This window comes from Streptococcus infantis, assembly GCF_047463615.1.
GTDB lineage: Bacteria > Bacillota > Bacilli > Lactobacillales > Streptococcaceae > Streptococcus > Streptococcus infantis_X.
In genome coordinates, this window is the sequence record NZ_JASHDO010000010.1 from 17,940 (window position 1) to 33,502 (window position 15,563).

The window sequence follows — 15,563 nt, forward strand, 5'->3', positions numbered from 1 at the left end:
CCCAACCTCTTTTTTATTTGCACATATTGATAAAATACTGGTGCAAGCGAAGATCATTTGTCAATTCCGGATGAAATGAAGTCACTAGCATATTCTTTTCTTGAGCGGCAACGATTTGATGATTCACTACTGCCAGAACATCAACACCCTTACCAACTTCACTAATAATAGGTCCACGGATAAAGGTCATGGGAATTTTACCAACACCCTTACAGTCTGCTTCAGTATAAAAGCTTCCTAGCTGACGTCCATAGGCATTGCGCTCTACTACTATATCCATAGTCGCTAGATGGCTTTCCTCTTGAGAAGTGATTTGTTTTGCTAGCAAAATTAAACCCGCACAAGTTCCAAAGACTGGTAAACCATTGAGAATAGCCTCTCTTAGAGGAATTAGCATCTGCTGATCTCGCAACAGTTTCCCCATAGCTGTCGACTCACCTCCTGGCAAAATCAAACCTGATAGGTCACTCTGGTGTTGCTGAAAATCTTCTAGGTTTCGCAGTTCAATACTTTCAACTCCTAGTTGAGCAAGCATTTTCTCGTGTTCTACAAAGGCACCTTGCAAGGCCAATATTCCGATTTTCATCTATTTTCCTCGCTCAGCCATGAGAATTTGGATTTCATTCTCATTGATACCAACCATGGCTTCTCCCAAATCTTCTGAGATTTGAGCTAGAATTTGAGGATTTTGATAATTCGTAACAGCCTTAACAATAGCTGCTGCACGTTTGACAGGATCACCCGACTTGAAAATTCCTGAACCAACAAAGACACCTTCTGCACCTAGCTGCATCATAAGAGCAGCATCTGCTGGTGTTGCAACTCCTCCAGCTGCAAAGTTCACGACTGGTAGTTTTCCATGTTCGTGCACGTATTGAACTAATTCTACAGGTACTTGGAGTTCTTTTGCCGCGACATAGAGTTCATCTTCACGGAGATTTTGAATGCGACGAATTTCTTGATTCATCATACGCATATGGCGGACTGCCTGAACGATGTCTCCTGTTCCAGGTTCCCCTTTTGTACGGATCATCGATGCTCCTTCAGCGATACGACGCAAGGCTTCTCCTAGGTCTTTAGCACCACAAACAAAAGGAACTTGGAATTCTTTCTTATCCACATGGAAACGATCGTCAGCTGGAGATAGCACCTCACTCTCATCGATATAGTCAATTTCGATGGCTTCTAAAATCTGTGCTTCAACAAAATGCCCAATTCGAACCTTGGCCATAACTGGAATGCTGACTGCGTCTTGGATTTCCTTGATCATCTTTGGATCGCTCATACGAGAGACACCACCAGCTGCACGAATATCAGCTGGGATTCGCTCCAAGGCCATAACAGCTGCCGCACCTGCAGCCTCTGCAATTCTTGCTTGCTCAGGATTTTGAACATCCATGATGACGCCACCTTTAAGCATCTGTGCCAAATTTTTATTTAATTCATAACGATTTTCAGTCATTTTCTCTTCCTCAATAGTTGTATTGGTAGCTACAATTTTATTTTAAGGTAGAAATGACTCAAGTACAAGATAAAAAAAATCGATTTGTCTGGGTACAATTATCTCAATCATTAAAAAAGTACCCATATAAGGTACTCTTATTTCTTAGATTTTTTAATGTTTTTAACAAGATAAAACAGATATCCTGAAACCATATAAGCAACAAAGATAGTGGCTGCCCATTTAAAGACAAAGCCCCAACCATGTTTGGTAGCATTCAAAAAGAAATAAGGGAAGGGACTATCCTTAGCATTAGGGACATCCATTTTTAGAACAAAACCGTTTAAGAGGGCAAAAATCATATAAAGCAAAGGAAGGCTAGTCCAAAGCATGGGATCAACCAACTTATATTGGCGACTCTTGTCAAAAATAATTGTATCTGCTAAAAACCAGAGAGGGACAATATAATGGCAAAGGAAATTTTCCAAACGGTAAAAATCTGTCGTCAAAGGAGCTAGCATGAAATGATAGATGACACAAGTAATCATAATACTCATAGTGACGCCACCTTTGAGACGTAGAATACCAGGACTCTGCCAACTATCACCACCACTACGCATCTTTAACAAAAGATAACCTGTAAAGAGTACAACCAAAAGGTTAGAAAGAACTGTGTAGTAAAGCAACATCCCTAAACCACCGCGCTTGGTAATCTCCAAGTATACACCGGTAAAGGCTACTATAAATAAAAAGATACGACTATAAAATATTACTTTTTCATTTTTAATCATGATTAAATCTTCTTCACAAATTCTGATTTAAGTTTCATAGCACCAAAACCATCAATTTTACAGTCGATGTTGTGGTCACCTTCTACAATACGGATATTTTTAACACGAGTTCCTTGTTTGAGATCTTTTGGAGCCCCTTTAACTTTAAGGTCCTTAATCAAAGTGACTGTATCTCCATCAGCTAGTTTATTTCCATTTGCATCGATGGCAACAAGACCTTCTTCAACTTCTGCTTGCTCAGCAGGATTCCACTCATAAGCACATTCTGGGCAAACAAGAAGTGTGCCATCTTCATATACGTATTCTGAATTACATTTTGGGCAATTTGGTAAATGATTCATGTTATCTCCTTAAAAAATTTATAATTATTTGAATGTCAAATTTTCTTTAACAGCAACTATTATACCTTAAAACAGACTATTTGACAAATCATGATAAAAAAACGACAAACCGAAATTCAGTTCATCGTTTTTATAGTTCTTACAAATGTTTTTGTGCTTCTGATTTAATTTTTTCAACAACTTCTAAAATAGAGAGTCCAGTCGTATCCAAATAGATTGCATCCTCGGCTTGCTTGAGAGGTGAAGTTTCACGATGACTATCTTTATAATCACGCGCCGCAATCTCTTCTTTCAAAGTTTCCAAATCTGTTTCGATTCCCTTTGAAAGATTTTCCTTGTAACGACGTTCCGCACGCTCATCTACAGATGCTACTAGAAAAATCTTCAATTCAGCCTTAGGCAAGACTACTGTTCCAATATCGCGGCCATCCATAACGATACCACCTTGTTGGGCAATTTCTTGCTGAAGGGCTACCAATTTTTCACGAACAGCTGGAATCGCCGCAAAAGCAGAGACAGCGTTGGTTACTTCATTTTCTCGGATTGGATTTGTTACATCTACATCTCCAACAAAAACAAGCTGTTCTCCTGTTTCAGCGCGACCAAAGCTAATCGGATATTGTTCCAATAATTCAAGAAGTTGAGATGGCTCATCTGGGTTAATTTGGTTTTTCAATGCGATGTAAGTCGCCGCACGATACATAGCGCCTGTATCCAGATAAGTATAGCCAAAGTCCTTAGCAATAATCTTAGCTACTGTACTCTTACCACTGGAAGCTGGCCCATCAATAGCAATCTGAATTGTTTTCATTGTCACTCCTATCTTGTCTTAAGGACATCACCAGGATTTGCGAACCAAGTTCCTGAAGACATATGACCAGGATTCAAGGCTTCAAGTTGAGCAATAGAAATACCTGCTCTAGCTGCAATAGCTGCCTCACCTTCACCTGCAAGGACAGTAATGGTTCCCTCAGCATTTGTATGTTCCTCTGAACTACTTGAAGAAGTTGATTCTGCTTCAGAACTTGATGCTTCAACTGAACTACTTGATGATGTTGAAGAAACTTCCTCTACCTTAGGCGCAGAAGAATCATGAAAATCTTTCAAGGCTGCCGTACGATCACTTCCACCGGATGACAGGTAGATTAGAATAGCAATCATACCGACAACGATAACAAAGAAAATACAAGCCAAAATCGTTAAAATACGATTAGCTCCTACTCCTGATTCCTTATTTCCTCTGCTTCTTCGTTCCGAACGACTTTCCTCGATGTCGTAAATATCTTCTTGCCATGGTTCCTTTTCCATACCTTACTCCTTGTTTTTTTTCTAATTTCTTATTACAATATAAATATGAAAATCACACTTATACCTGAACGATGCATTGCCTGCGGGCTATGCCAAACCTATTCTGATTTATTTGATTACCATGATAATGGTATTGTACGTTTTTACGATGATCCTGATCAGCTAGAAAAAGAAATTTCTCCTAGTCAAGACGTCTTAGAGGCTGTTAAAAATTGCCCAACTCGCGCGCTCATCAAAGACCAGTTTTAATCGTTAATGGAGATTCTATTTCTAGATCCCGCTTCTTCTAGTTTAGCATATTTTTCCAGAAAATTATAGTCTTTTGAAGGACTAATTTTTATCAAAGCCTATCTCGGCTCACTCTGTTCTTTTATCAGATAGAGGGGCCTTTTTTTTGTTTCTAGATAAATTTTACTGACATATTTTCCCAGAATACCAATGGTCAATAATTGGACACCACCAAGAAATAGAATGACAGCCATCAGAGATGTCCAGCCAGAGGTTGGATTCCCAAGCATAAGAGTACGAATAACTACAAAAAGGGTCATCACCAAAGCCATAAAACAAGACGTAAGACCAGCAACAAAGGCTAATATCAAAGGAAAATCTGAAAAATTTACAATCCCTTCGATAGAGTAGAAAAAGAGTTGTCTAAAGCTCCAACTAGTCTTACCTGCCTGCCTTTCAACATTAGGGTATTCTAGATAGTGAGTACGAAAACCAACCCAGGCAAAGAGCCCTTTAGAAAAGCGATTGTATTCTGTCAATTCTAACACTGCATCTACTACTGATTTTCTCATCATCCGAAAATCACGAAGCCCTAGGGGAAGGGCTACTGGGCTAATTTTTTGCATGAAACGATAAAAAAGATTGGCACAGAAACTACGTAGAAATGGCTCTCCCTCTCGACTAGTTCTACGAGTTCCCACACAGTCCAAATCCGGATTCTGATCTAGTAGTTCTTTCATCTCAAGCAGGAGGTTTGGCGGATCCTGAAGGTCTGCATCCATAACCACAACCAAATCTCCACTTGCTTGCTGTAATCCTGCATATAAGGCTGCTTCCTTCCCAAAGTTTCGCGAGAAAGAGATATAATGTACTGCAGAATTTTGCTCCCTATATGCCTTTAAAACTTCCAAAGTCCTATCAGTTGACCCATCATCTACAAAAATATATTCGATTTCTGTTCCCAAATCTGGAATCAGTGCTTCAAGAGTTTGATAAAAAAGAGGAAGTACTTCCTCTTCGTTTAAACATGGGACTATGATTGAAATCATCATTTTAGTCTTCAAATCCATTTGGATGTTTGCTCTGCCAACGCCACGCATCTTCACACATTTCTGTAATACCAAGTCCTGCTTCCCATCCGAGCTCTTCCTTAGCTTTTGCTGGGTCAGAATAGCAGGCTGCGATATCACCCGGACGACGTTCAACGATACGGTAAGGAATTGGACGTCCGACTGCTTTTTCCATATTTTTGATAATTTCAAGGACAGAGTAACCTTTTCCTGTACCAAGGTTATAAACGTTTAGTCCTGAATCTTTTTGAAGCTTCTTAAGGGCTGCAACGTGTCCTTTTGCTAGGTCAACGACGTGGATATAGTCACGAACACCTGTTCCATCTTCTGTATCGTAGTCATCTCCGAAGACTTGAACTTGTTCTAATTTACCAACTGCAACTTGTGTTACATATGGTAGAAGGTTGTTTGGAATACCGTTTGGATTTTCTCCTAGGTCTCCACTCTCATGTGCACCAATTGGGTTGAAATAACGAAGCAAAACGACGTTCCACTCTGAATCTGCTTTATGAATATCTGTCAAGATTTCTTCCAACATTAGCTTGGTACGGCCATATGGGTTAGTAGCTGAAAGTGGGAAGTTTTCTAGGATTGGAACAGTATGAGGATCTCCATAAACTGTTGCTGAAGAGCTGAAGATAATGTTTTTACAGTTATTTTCTTCCATTGCCTTCAAAAGGCTAACTGTTCCAGCAATGTTGTTGTCATAGTAGGCAAGAGGGATACGAGTTGACTCACCAACTGCCTTCAAACCTGCAAAATGGATAACACCTGTTGGCTCTTCTTGTTTAAAAATGTCACGAAGAGTATCTGTATCACGGATATCAGCTTCATAAAAAGGAATCTCAACTCCTGTAATTCTTTCCACTACTTCTAAACTTTTACGGCTACTGTTGACCAAGTTATCCACCACAACAACTTGGTGACCTGCTTGGATTAACTCAATGACAGTGTGAGTTCCGATAAAACCTGCACCACCTGTTACCAAAATCTTTTCTTGCATCTTTTTTCCTCGATTCTTAGATTATTTTTTTCATTTTACCATTTTTGATGGGGAATGTCATTTGCTACCCCGAAAGATTACGTAAAATAAAGTAAAACATTTACTTAATTTCTTTTCGTTGGACATACTTTGCAATCGGATAAGCTGCTGGATCCAATACTCCACTTCTATCCTGAAGCATTTGGGCTAGGTGATAGCCTATAATGGGTCCAGTTGTCAATCCTGACGATCCTAATCCACTCGCAGCAAAGACTCCTGATAGGTTTGGCACTTGTCCGAAAAACGGCGAAAAATCACTCGTATAAGCACGAATTCCCACACGTTCACCACTTATCATTGCATTTTTTAAGCTAGGATAAAACGGACTTGCTGCTTCAGCCATTTGTTGGAGCAAATTCTCATCAACTGTTAGGTCAAATCCCATGTCATTTTCATGGGTAGCTCCTAGAGATAACTTACCTCCAGGAAATGGTATCAAATCCCACTCACCTTCTGGCATAACTACAGGGTAAGCTCCCATGTCTTGTTCCACTTGGTAATCTCGGAGTTGCCCCTTTTGAGGACGAACCTCTACCTCATATCCTAAAGGCTCTAAAATGTGACCAAGCCAAGCTCCTGTGGACAAGATAACTTGGTCAAACATTTGATTGTCTATTTGATAACCCGATGCTAGCGGATTTAGACTGACCTCTTTCTTAACAACCTTTACTTGACTGGCTTTCAGTAAACGACTTACTAGGAGTTGCCCGTCTACTCGAGCTCCTCCAGAAGCATAGAGTAATCTTTCAAATCCCACTAATCCTGGAAATAGGTTACTTGCTGCCGTTTGGTCTAAAACGGCTAATTCGCCTATTAAGGGAGATTCTTCTCTACGTTGCAAGGCTAAGTCATAGAGTTCCTCGAGCTTGGAATCATCTTTTTTGAGAAGAAAGACACCAGAACGCTGGTAAAAATCAACTTGTTGACCCGATTTTTCCAAGTCAGCCAATAAATCCACATAAAAATCCGCTCCCAAGCGAGCCATCTTGTACCAAGCTTTATTACGTCGTTTAGAAAACCAAGGACTGATGATTCCTGCCGCTGCCTTGGTAGCTTGTCCGTGCCCATGATCAAAGACAGTTACTTCGACATCTGCTTCTTTAGAGAGATAGTAGGCGGCTGTTGCCCCTACAATTCCTGCACCTACAATGGCAACTTTTTTCATTGTCTTTACCTTCTAACTAGATATGATGGAATGGATTGGTCGATGCCTGACTTGCGATAACCTCTAAAGGCCAATCATTTTCTTCCTTCCATTCGTTCAGGAACGCTGCAATTTTTTCAACAAAGAGAACTTCAATATAGTGTCCTGGGTCCAGAGCCAACAAGCCGTCTGACAACATCTCTTGGGCAGTGTGGTAATAGATATCACCAGTAATGTAAACATGAGCTCCTTTTGCCAAAGCATCAGAGTAGAAAGACTGCCCACTGCCGCCACAAATAGCCACTCTTGAAATGGGTTTTTGCAAATCGCTCTCTTGATAATACACCATACGGAGACTATCTAGACCAAAGACTTCCTTAACATGGTCAGCAAATTCTTCAAACATTTGAGGTTTAATATTGCCAATACGCCCGATGCCACGTTCAGGACCTGTCTCCTGTAAATAAGTCGTCTCCTCAATACCTAACATCTGGCAGAACCAGTCATTAAGACCATTTTCAACGATATCAATATTAGTATGGCTGATGTAAACTGCAATATCATGCTTGATGAGGTCGATATAAATTTGATTTTGAGGGCGACTAGCTACCAAGTCCTTTATCGGACGGAAGATAGGCGCGTGCTTAACGATAATCAGATCAACCCCTTTTTCAATAGCTTCAGCGACTGTCTCTTCACGTATATCAAGGGCAACCATGACTTTTTGGATTTCTTTGTCTAAGGTACCAATCTGCAAACCACGACTATCGCCTTCCATAGAAAATTCTTGGGGGCAATAGGTTTCATAACGCTTAATCACTTCACTTGCTTTCATGGAGCACCTCCTTGATGGCTTGAATTTTATCTACTAGAACCTGACGTTCTTCATGATTTTTTTCTGGGATTTGACTAAGGGCAAATTCGAGCTTACTTGCTTCTCTTTGCCACTTTTGGACAAATACGGGGCTAAGTTCTTTAGATAGAAAAGGACCAAAACGGGTGTCACTTGCTGACAATTTCATTTCTCCAGCTTCCACAACTAGAATCTCGTAAATTTTTCCAGCTTCCTCTAAAATACTTTCAGCTACAATCTGAAATCCATGGTCTTGTAACCAACTACGTAACTCATCTTCACGATTATTGGGTTGAAGAATCAATCGCTCAACATTGGCTAGTTTGTCCAAGCCCTCTTCTAATATCGTAGCAATCAAACGACCACCCATTCCTGCAATAGTGATAACAGAGATCTGGTCACTTTCTTCGAAAGCTGCTAAACCATTGGCTAAACGAACCTGAATTTTCTCAGTCAAGCCATGACTTTCAACATTTCTAACAGCAGATTGATAGGGCCCCTCTACAACTTCACCCGCGATGGCAGCTTCAATATGACCTTTTTCAACTAATTCAATAGGTAAATAAGCATGGTCGCTACCGACGTCCAGCAAAACAACTCCTTGGGGAACAAAAGAAGCTACTGTTTCTAATCTCTTTGAAATCATCTTCTCTCACTTTCAAAAACTCTATTTCCTTATATTATACCATATTTTATCTAGCAATCCTGCACCTAAAAAGACCGCAATCATGGATTGCAGTCTTTCTTTATCTTTTAACTTGATAACGACTTGTCAGTATGAAAATCACAATAAAGACGAGCATCATAATGCCATAAATAGGCAATGTTTGACCTGTAAGTGTTGAAATTTCAAGCAATTTTTGGATTCTTGGAAATAGAGCAGTTCCAAGGAAGCCACCAACTGACCAAATAATCAATAGCACACGCCACAAGCTAAATGGCAAGCAAGCTCTAACTACAGACATGAAACCAATCGATGCCAATAGATAATACAAAAGTGTCGAAATTTCAATGTCGGTCCAGCCTTGACTGGTTCCAAAAATTTTAACAAAGAGAACACTAAAGACTACCATCAAGGCACTTGGTAAAGCTCGAAGCATGGATTTTCTGAGGAAGTTTTGTTCCACAGGTTTGATATTTCGTTCAAAAGTTAATACAAACGGTGGGAATCCTTCCACGAACTGGTCAATCATAGTTATCTGAATCGGAATGAATGGGAAATTCAAAATCCATTCAGTACGTCCCAACAAAGCACTGGCAATACAGATAACTGTTAGCAAGAAGGAATAGATTGTCTTAATCAAGAAAATCGGAGCAATATGGGCAATATTATTGACCACACGACGACCTTCGAAGAGAATCTCAGGAACATCATTGAAATCTGAATTCAAGAGGACCAGATTTGCAATCTGACGAGTTGCTGGGTCTCCTTCAGCCATAACAATGGAACAGTCTGCCTCACGGAGAGCTAGAATATCATTGACACCATCTCCTGTCATAGCAGTCGTATGTCCTGCTTTTTTCAGAGTTTGGATGATTAGTTTCTTTTGATGAGGCGAGACACGTCCGAAAATGGCTGTTTCCTCAGCCATGGCTATCAATTCTTCATCATTAATTTTCGAACAATCTACATAGCTCTGATAGTCTGCAAAACCTGCTTTTTGAGCAATACTTGAAACAGTGACTGGATTATCACCAGAGATAATTTTCAATCCCACTTCCTGAGAACGAAGATAGTCTAAAGTCTCAGCAGCACCTTCTCGGATTGGATCTAGAATCTCAAGCAAAGCCAAAGTCTGAACATCAGATGGCTTTTGTGGCTTGTGATGGTCAAGTTTTTCTTGACTGAGCGCTAACACCAAAACACGAGATCCTCGTTCAAGAGCTTCTCTAGCTTCAGGAACTTCAGCATCCAACAACATCTCCGGTGCGCCTAGGAAAACAGTTCCTAGACCTTCCAACTCCATTGCTCCCCATTTTCGATCACTTGAAAATGGAAGGCTAAAAATCATCGGATAAGCTACCTCTCCCGCAAAACGCTTTCGAATAGCTTGAGCAGTTGGATTTTTATCCTCACTGTGTGCCATATAACTAGTTAGTATTTTGGCAATGGCATCCTTGTCATAAGCTGGAGTAAGAGGAAGGACAGTCTCAACCTGCATCTTCCCTTGGGTGATGGTACCTGTCTTATCCAAGCAGAGCATATCTACGCGCGCCAAAGTCTCAACAGAATACATCTCCTGTACCAAAACCTTTTTCAAACCAAGCTTGATAACAGCGGTTAAGAGAGAGGTAATGGTCAAAAGGGCGATTCCCTTAGGCAACATCCCCAAAAGAGCTGTAGATGAATTGACTACAGAAGACTTCAGTGGTAAACCTTTCAAGACCAAGGCTTCAAGCAAGAGAGCAATACCAAAAGGAATGATAATTTTCCCAGTAAAGCCGGCTAACTGGTCTAGCGATTTCATGATACGAGAGTTAATTGGCTTCACCGTCTTAGCTTCAAGCATGAGTTTAGCAGCATAGTTCTCCGTCCCAACATGATGTACCTGAGCGAGGACAGAACCACTTGCAAGAAAGCTACCCGACAACATTAAATCTTCTACTTCTTTTTGCACCAAGTCGCTCTCACCCGTTAACATAGCTTCATTGACTTCTGCAAAACCTTCTAATACAATGGCATCACTTGGAATCTGATCTCCTGCTGACAAGCGAATCACATCGTCTAAAACAAGTTCTTCGGGGTCCAAAGCTATCTCTTGTCCATCACGAATTGTCGTAATTTTTTCTTTATTCAAGAGATTGAGTTTATCAACCATATGTTTAGCTCGTAGCTCGGTAACAATCCCAGAAAATGCATTAAAGCAGATAACCGCAAAGAAAACTAGATTGCTCCAAGCTTGAACAAAGGCGAGCGCTAAGGCAATGGCAAAGTTTAAAGCATTGAATAAAGTAAAGACATTTCTCTTCACAATCTGCCATGTACTAGTACTAGCTGAAGCTTGGAAATCATTGACCTGTCCCTGTTTCTGACGTTCTTTGACTTCTGATTGGTTTAATCCCATCATTTTATTTTTATCCATAAATTCTATCATATCATTTTTTTTTGAATATTTCTAATTTCATATAAAGAGCTGTTCAGCCTATACAAAAAAACATTTGCCTGTACTAGTATGATAAGGTATAATAAAAGAAAGAAAACTGAAGGAGACACCATGTTTTATACTTATCTACGTGGGCTTGTTGTCTTGATCCTATGGTCTATCAACGGTAATGCTCACTATCATAATACTGATAAAATTCCGAGTCAAGATGAAAACTATATCCTCGTTGCCCCCCATCGTACCTGGTGGGATCCAGTCTATATGGCCTTCGCTACCAAACCGAAGCAATTTGTATTTATGGCTAAAAAGGAACTCTTTACCAACCGTATCTTTGGCTGGTGGATTCGCATGTGTGGTGCCTTTCCAATCGATCGTGAAAATCCTAGCGCTTCTGCTATCAAATACCCTATCAATGTTCTTAAAAAGAGCGACCGCTCTCTCATCATGTTCCCAAGTGGCAGTCGTCATTCCAACGATGTTAAAGGTGGTGTTGCTCTCATCGCTAAAATGGCCAAAGTACGAATCATGCCAGTTACCTACACTGGTCCGATGACTTTAAAAGGGCTCATTAGTCGTGAACGTGTCGACATGAACTTTGGAAATCCTATTGATATTTCTGACATCAAAAAAATGAATGAAGAAGGTATTGAGATGGTTGCAGACCGCATCCAATCTGAATTCCAACGTTTAGATGAGGAAACGAAACAATGGCACAATGATAAGAAACCAAATCCACTTTGGTGGTTTATCCGTATCCCTGCCCTTATTCTAGCTATTATCGTAGCTATCATCACCATCATTTTTAGCTTTATCGCAAGCTTTATCTGGAATCCAGACAAAATAAAAGAAAAATTAGGATAAAAGAAACAGTGGCTTAGGAGCTATCTCCTTAAGCCTTTTTTTGAGCGGAAATCCGATTATTTTTTAAAGAAATAACTTATTGACAAAGATTTGAAACTATAGTATACTTTTTAAGTAAGCTGATTTAGCTCAGTAGGCAGAGCGCATCCATGGTAAGGATGAGGTCGCCGGTTCGATCCCGGCAATTAGCATTGTTGATCAGTTCCTTAATAGGGAGCTGATTTTTTCTTGACATTTTATAGACCTTATAGTAGAATAGACAATGCGATGAGTCGATATGTAGCGAGAGCTACTATTGAGCATAGGAGGTCATAACGCAGGAGCGGACCTTGAGAAATTGTGTGAACCGATTTCTCACATGGAGATGCCTCTCAGGCTTTCTGGTTTTACCAGAGAGCTTTTTTTATTTTTCTGAGTCCTACTAGGCCGCATCTTTTGTCTTTTCCTTCCGACAATAAACATCTATAACTTCACTCAGTTATATGCTTATAGGCTTTTTATTGTAACAACTTTTCTTTAAAAACAATCCTTGCTAAGATTAACCATTAAGATACTGAAGTGACCAATGAAAGCTCCACTCACATGACTAAAAACATGGAGAATGCAGTTTTAGATCTTTTAGATTCAATATCATCAAATAGGAAAAAAAAGTTTTGTCCCTCTGATACAAAAAAGACCTATCATACAAGCGATGAAGCTTGATATGATAGGCTTTTTAATATTGGATTAACGTACAGTACGGATACGCATTGTGTTTGTACGAACAGCTTCACCAAGTGGTACACCTGCAACGATAACGATATCGTCACCAGATTGTACAAGACCTGCTTCAACTGCTTTACGTTCTGCGATTTCGAACATGTCGTCAGTTGATGATGGAGCATCTGTCAACATTGGGATAACACCCCAGTTCAACATCAATCCACGTTCTGTCAATTCGTCGAATGTCAATGCCAAGATATCAGCATTTGGACGGTATTTAGAGATCAAACGTGCTGTGTGACCAGTCTTAGTAAGAGTTACAACCAATTTGATATCCATTGAGTTTGTAGCATCTTTAACTGCTGAAGCCATAACTTCTGTCTTAGAGTTACGTTCAAATGAATCTGAGTTCAAACGTCCGTATTCGTTAAGAAGAGTTTGAGCATTCTTATCGATAGTTGCCATTGTACGAACAGACTCAAGTGGGTATTTACCATTTGCTGACTCACCTGAAAGCATTGTTGCGTCAGTTCCGTCAATAACAGCGTTAAATACGTCTGATACTTCTGAACGAGTTGCACGTGGTTTTTCAGTCATTGTTTCAAGCATGTTTGTTGCAGTGATAACAACTTTACCAGCAGCGTTCACTTTAGTAATGATCATTTTTTGGTAAACTGGAACCATTTCGAATGGTACTTCGATACCCATGTCACCACGAGCGATCATGATACCGTCAGCAGCTTCGATGATTTCATCCAAGTTGTCGATACCTTGTTGGTTTTCGATTTTAGCGAACAATTGAACATGTCCGTTCCCAGTTTCTTCACAGATTGCACGAACTTCGTTAACGTCTTTTGCAGTACGTACGAATGAAATCGCGATGAAGTTGATTCCTTGCTCAAGACCGAAGCGGATATCGTCGTTATCACGTTCAGCAAGTGCTGGGAAAGGAATTTTAGTGTTAGGGATGTTCACACCTTTTTGTTTAGCGATGATACCATCGTTTTCAACTTCTACGACAAATTCGCGAGCTGCATCGTCTTTTTCGATAACACGAAGACCAAGTTTACCATCGTCAATCAATACTTGGCGTCCAACTTCAACATCATCATAGATGTCAAGACCACCAGCTACGTTCAAGGCAATAACTTCACGAGTTGATTGGATACCTTGTTTAGTAGCAACACGGATTTTTTCACCAGTTACGTAAGAATATTCTTTAGCGTCGCCTTCGAACAATTCTGTACGGATTTCTGGACCTTTTGTATCAAGAAGGAAACCAACTTTTTTACCTGCAATTTTTTCTGCAAGTTTAACAGTAGCCATACGGTCACCTTGTTCTTGATGGTCACCGTGTGAGAAGTTGAAGCGGAAAGTGTTAGCTCCAGCTTCGATCAATTTAGCGATATTTTGTGCTGATTCTTCAACATCAAGTTTACCACTCCAGTATCCATCTTCACCGTATTTCTTACCACCACGGATTTCTACCGCTGGACCCAATGTTGCAACGATTTTTACACGTTTGTTCATGATTTTGTGACTCCTTTATATAATTCGACCTTTTATGGTCATTTTACCAGATTAGTTAAAGTTGATTAAGACAAGCTCTTGTTTAAAGCAGAAAGTTCAATATCAGCTTTGTGAGGGTTGTTAACAACGATCTTACCATCAGCTGTTAGGCTAAATAAAGCTCCTTCTTCTGCAGTTCCAAGAATTGGATTTTCAACCATTTTCTCATTGCGAATACCGACAGCAACACCACCGATTCCTTGTTTAAGGAGTTTAACAGCATGTGCGCCCATACGAGATGCCAATACACGGTCACGAGCAGTTGGTGAACCACCACGTTGGATGTGACCAAGTTCTGTCACACGAAGATCGCTTGTATCTCCAGCTTCTTTTAGTTTTTGACCAAATTCAGCTGCTGACATGACACCTTCTGCTAAAACGATAATGTTGTGTTTTTTACCGTGTTCATATCCAGATTTGATGCTTGCTACGATATCTTCAAATTTGAAGCCTTCTTCAGGGATAATAATTTCGTCAGCACCTGTTGCAATACCTGCCCAAAGAGCGATATCCCCAGCGTTACGTCCCATTACTTCAACAACGAAAGTACGACGGTGACTTGATGATGTATCACGAATCTTATCGATGGCATCCATTGCAGTTGTTACTGCAGTGTCAAATCCGATTGTAAAGTCAGTACCTACGATATCGTTATCGATTGTTCCAGGAAGTCCAATAGCAGGGAATCCATGCTCAGTCAGGCGCATAGCTCCATGATAAGAACCGTCACCACCGATAACCACGACACCTTCGATGCCGTGTTTTTTCAATTGCTCAATCCCTTTAAGTTGACCTTCAAGTTGTGCAAACTCAGGGTAACGAGCAGAGTGAAGGAAGGTACCACCACGTGAAATGATGTCTCCTACTGAAGCAGCATCAAGTGGATAAATCTCACCAGCAACCATACCAGCGTATCCATCATAGATACCAAAAACTTCCATTCCTTCTGAGATTGCTTGACGAACTACTGCACGGATAGCAGCATTCATACCAGGGGCGTCCCCACCACTAGTCAAAACAGCAATACGTTTCATTTGGTTTTGCTCCTTTTTCTTTTAACATTCTAACTGATTATACCATATTTAAAGTTAAAATTCTTTTATTTTCAT

The 15,563-nt window shown here is 40.2% G+C and carries 16 protein-coding genes and 1 tRNA gene; 3 read left to right on the top strand and 14 right to left on the bottom strand.

The genetic code is table 11. The annotated features are described in order from the left end of the window. Nucleotides 1–13: 13 nt before the first annotated feature. The 6 genes from pdxT to QM874_RS08520 form a co-directional block, all read right to left on the bottom strand. On the bottom strand, nt 14–586 hold the full coding sequence (gene pdxT / locus QM874_RS08495) for a pyridoxal 5'-phosphate synthase glutaminase subunit PdxT (RefSeq protein ID WP_414316955.1): 573 nt from the start codon (nt 584–586) through the stop codon (nt 14–16). After that, a complete protein-coding gene (pdxS, locus tag QM874_RS08500) occupies nt 587–1,462 on the bottom strand; it encodes a pyridoxal 5'-phosphate synthase lyase subunit PdxS (RefSeq protein WP_223339211.1) in 876 nt (291 codons plus the stop codon). 137 nt (nt 1,463–1,599) lie between these two features. Continuing rightward, entirely contained in the window at nt 1,600–2,232 is a 633-nt protein-coding gene (locus QM874_RS08505; protein WP_414316956.1) for a Pr6Pr family membrane protein, read from the bottom strand. Nucleotides 2,233–2,234: 2 nt separating this feature from the next. Next, nucleotides 2,235–2,573 carry a zinc ribbon domain-containing protein YjdM gene (locus tag QM874_RS08510; protein ID WP_414316957.1) on the bottom strand — a complete coding sequence of 113 codons (339 nt, stop codon included), beginning with the start codon at nt 2,571–2,573 and terminating at the stop codon, nt 2,235–2,237. Between the two features lie 139 nt (nt 2,574–2,712). After that, nucleotides 2,713–3,384 (bottom strand): (d)CMP kinase, encoded by a 672-nt coding sequence (gene cmk / locus QM874_RS08515; RefSeq protein ID WP_414316958.1) that lies wholly within the window; start codon nt 3,382–3,384, stop codon nt 2,713–2,715. Between the two features lie 8 nt (nt 3,385–3,392). Beyond that, nucleotides 3,393–3,881: an SAG1386/EF1546 family surface-associated protein gene (locus QM874_RS08520; protein WP_000410178.1), complete on the bottom strand. Its 489-nt coding sequence runs from the start codon at nt 3,879–3,881 to the stop codon at nt 3,393–3,395. Nucleotides 3,882–3,926: 45 nt separating this feature from the next. Between QM874_RS08520 and QM874_RS08525 the strand changes: the two genes are divergently transcribed. After that, complete coding sequence (locus QM874_RS08525; protein WP_414316959.1) at nt 3,927–4,130, top strand: ferredoxin; 204 nt, start codon at nt 3,927–3,929, stop codon at nt 4,128–4,130. A gap of 98 nt (nt 4,131–4,228) precedes the next feature. Here QM874_RS08525 and QM874_RS08530 read toward each other — a convergent pair whose 3' ends face one another. The 6 genes from QM874_RS08530 to QM874_RS08555 form a co-directional block, all read right to left on the bottom strand. Continuing rightward, a complete protein-coding gene (locus tag QM874_RS08530; RefSeq protein WP_414316960.1) occupies nt 4,229–5,179 on the bottom strand; it encodes a glycosyltransferase family 2 protein in 951 nt (316 codons plus the stop codon). Next, nucleotides 5,163–6,182 carry a UDP-glucose 4-epimerase GalE gene (gene galE / locus QM874_RS08535; RefSeq protein ID WP_414316961.1) on the bottom strand — a complete coding sequence of 340 codons (1,020 nt, stop codon included), beginning with the start codon at nt 6,180–6,182 and terminating at the stop codon, nt 5,163–5,165. The genes QM874_RS08530 and galE overlap by 17 nt, the downstream gene beginning before the upstream one ends. 100 nt (nt 6,183–6,282) lie before the next feature. After that, nucleotides 6,283–7,386 carry an NAD(P)/FAD-dependent oxidoreductase gene (locus QM874_RS08540; RefSeq protein WP_414316962.1) on the bottom strand — a complete coding sequence of 368 codons (1,104 nt, stop codon included), beginning with the start codon at nt 7,384–7,386 and terminating at the stop codon, nt 6,283–6,285. Between the two features lie 16 nt (nt 7,387–7,402). Next, the gene (locus QM874_RS08545) at nt 7,403–8,200 is read right to left on the bottom strand and encodes a Nif3-like dinuclear metal center hexameric protein (protein ID WP_414316963.1); all 798 of its coding nucleotides are present in this window, start codon (nt 8,198–8,200) and stop codon (nt 7,403–7,405) included. Next, nucleotides 8,187–8,864, bottom strand: a complete 678-nt coding sequence (locus tag QM874_RS08550) for a tRNA (adenine(22)-N(1))-methyltransferase (protein WP_414316964.1) — start codon at nt 8,862–8,864, stop codon at nt 8,187–8,189. Before QM874_RS08550 ends, QM874_RS08545 begins: the two co-directional genes overlap by 14 nt. Before the next feature lie 100 nt (nt 8,865–8,964). Next, a complete protein-coding gene (locus QM874_RS08555; protein ID WP_414316965.1) occupies nt 8,965–11,301 on the bottom strand; it encodes a cation-translocating P-type ATPase in 2,337 nt (778 codons plus the stop codon). A gap of 132 nt (nt 11,302–11,433) precedes the next feature. Here QM874_RS08555 and QM874_RS08560 point away from each other — a divergent pair, with 132 nt between their 5' ends. Both QM874_RS08560 and QM874_RS08565 read left to right on the top strand, forming a co-directional pair. Further along, the gene (locus QM874_RS08560) at nt 11,434–12,183 is read left to right on the top strand and encodes a lysophospholipid acyltransferase family protein (RefSeq protein WP_414316966.1); all 750 of its coding nucleotides are present in this window, start codon (nt 11,434–11,436) and stop codon (nt 12,181–12,183) included. 118 nt (nt 12,184–12,301) lie between these two features. Next, nucleotides 12,302–12,374: transfer RNA gene (locus QM874_RS08565), tRNA-Thr, on the top strand. Between the two features lie 535 nt (nt 12,375–12,909). Here the strand turns inward: QM874_RS08565 and pyk are convergent. Next, on the bottom strand, nt 12,910–14,415 hold the full coding sequence (gene pyk / locus QM874_RS08570; protein ID WP_414316967.1) for a pyruvate kinase: 1,506 nt from the start codon (nt 14,413–14,415) through the stop codon (nt 12,910–12,912). A 65-nt stretch (nt 14,416–14,480) separates the two neighbouring features. Beyond that, nucleotides 14,481–15,488, bottom strand: coding sequence for a 6-phosphofructokinase (pfkA, locus tag QM874_RS08575; protein WP_414316968.1), 1,008 nt, complete (start codon nt 15,486–15,488; stop codon nt 14,481–14,483). Nucleotides 15,489–15,563 lie beyond the last annotated feature (75 nt).

What these genes read in the sequence shown, in the direction of transcription:
- pdxT (WP_414316955.1), bottom strand. Translation starts at nt 586, where the DNA reads ATGAAAATCGGAATATTGGCCTTGCAAGGTGCCTTTGTAGAACACGAG.
- pdxS (WP_223339211.1), bottom strand. Translation starts at nt 1,462, where the DNA reads ATGACTGAAAATCGTTATGAATTAAATAAAAATTTGGCACAGATGCTT.
- QM874_RS08505 (WP_414316956.1), bottom strand. Translation starts at nt 2,232, where the DNA reads ATGATTAAAAATGAAAAAGTAATATTTTATAGTCGTATCTTTTTATTT.
- QM874_RS08510 (WP_414316957.1), bottom strand. Translation starts at nt 2,573, where the DNA reads ATGAATCATTTACCAAATTGCCCAAAATGTAATTCAGAATACGTATAT.
- cmk (WP_414316958.1), bottom strand. Translation starts at nt 3,384, where the DNA reads ATGAAAACAATTCAGATTGCTATTGATGGGCCAGCTTCCAGTGGTAAG.
- QM874_RS08520 (WP_000410178.1), bottom strand. Translation starts at nt 3,881, where the DNA reads ATGGAAAAGGAACCATGGCAAGAAGATATTTACGACATCGAGGAAAGT.
- QM874_RS08525 (WP_414316959.1), top strand. Translation starts at nt 3,927, where the DNA reads ATGAAAATCACACTTATACCTGAACGATGCATTGCCTGCGGGCTATGC.
- QM874_RS08530 (WP_414316960.1), bottom strand. Translation starts at nt 5,179, where the DNA reads ATGGATTTGAAGACTAAAATGATGATTTCAATCATAGTCCCATGTTTA.
- galE (WP_414316961.1), bottom strand. Translation starts at nt 6,182, where the DNA reads ATGCAAGAAAAGATTTTGGTAACAGGTGGTGCAGGTTTTATCGGAACT.
- QM874_RS08540 (WP_414316962.1), bottom strand. Translation starts at nt 7,386, where the DNA reads ATGAAAAAAGTTGCCATTGTAGGTGCAGGAATTGTAGGGGCAACAGCC.
- QM874_RS08545 (WP_414316963.1), bottom strand. Translation starts at nt 8,200, where the DNA reads ATGAAAGCAAGTGAAGTGATTAAGCGTTATGAAACCTATTGCCCCCAA.
- QM874_RS08550 (WP_414316964.1), bottom strand. Translation starts at nt 8,864, where the DNA reads ATGATTTCAAAGAGATTAGAAACAGTAGCTTCTTTTGTTCCCCAAGGA.
- QM874_RS08555 (WP_414316965.1), bottom strand. Translation starts at nt 11,301, where the DNA reads ATGGATAAAAATAAAATGATGGGATTAAACCAATCAGAAGTCAAAGAA.
- QM874_RS08560 (WP_414316966.1), top strand. Translation starts at nt 11,434, where the DNA reads ATGTTTTATACTTATCTACGTGGGCTTGTTGTCTTGATCCTATGGTCT.
- pyk (WP_414316967.1), bottom strand. Translation starts at nt 14,415, where the DNA reads ATGAACAAACGTGTAAAAATCGTTGCAACATTGGGTCCAGCGGTAGAA.
- pfkA (WP_414316968.1), bottom strand. Translation starts at nt 15,488, where the DNA reads ATGAAACGTATTGCTGTTTTGACTAGTGGTGGGGACGCCCCTGGTATG.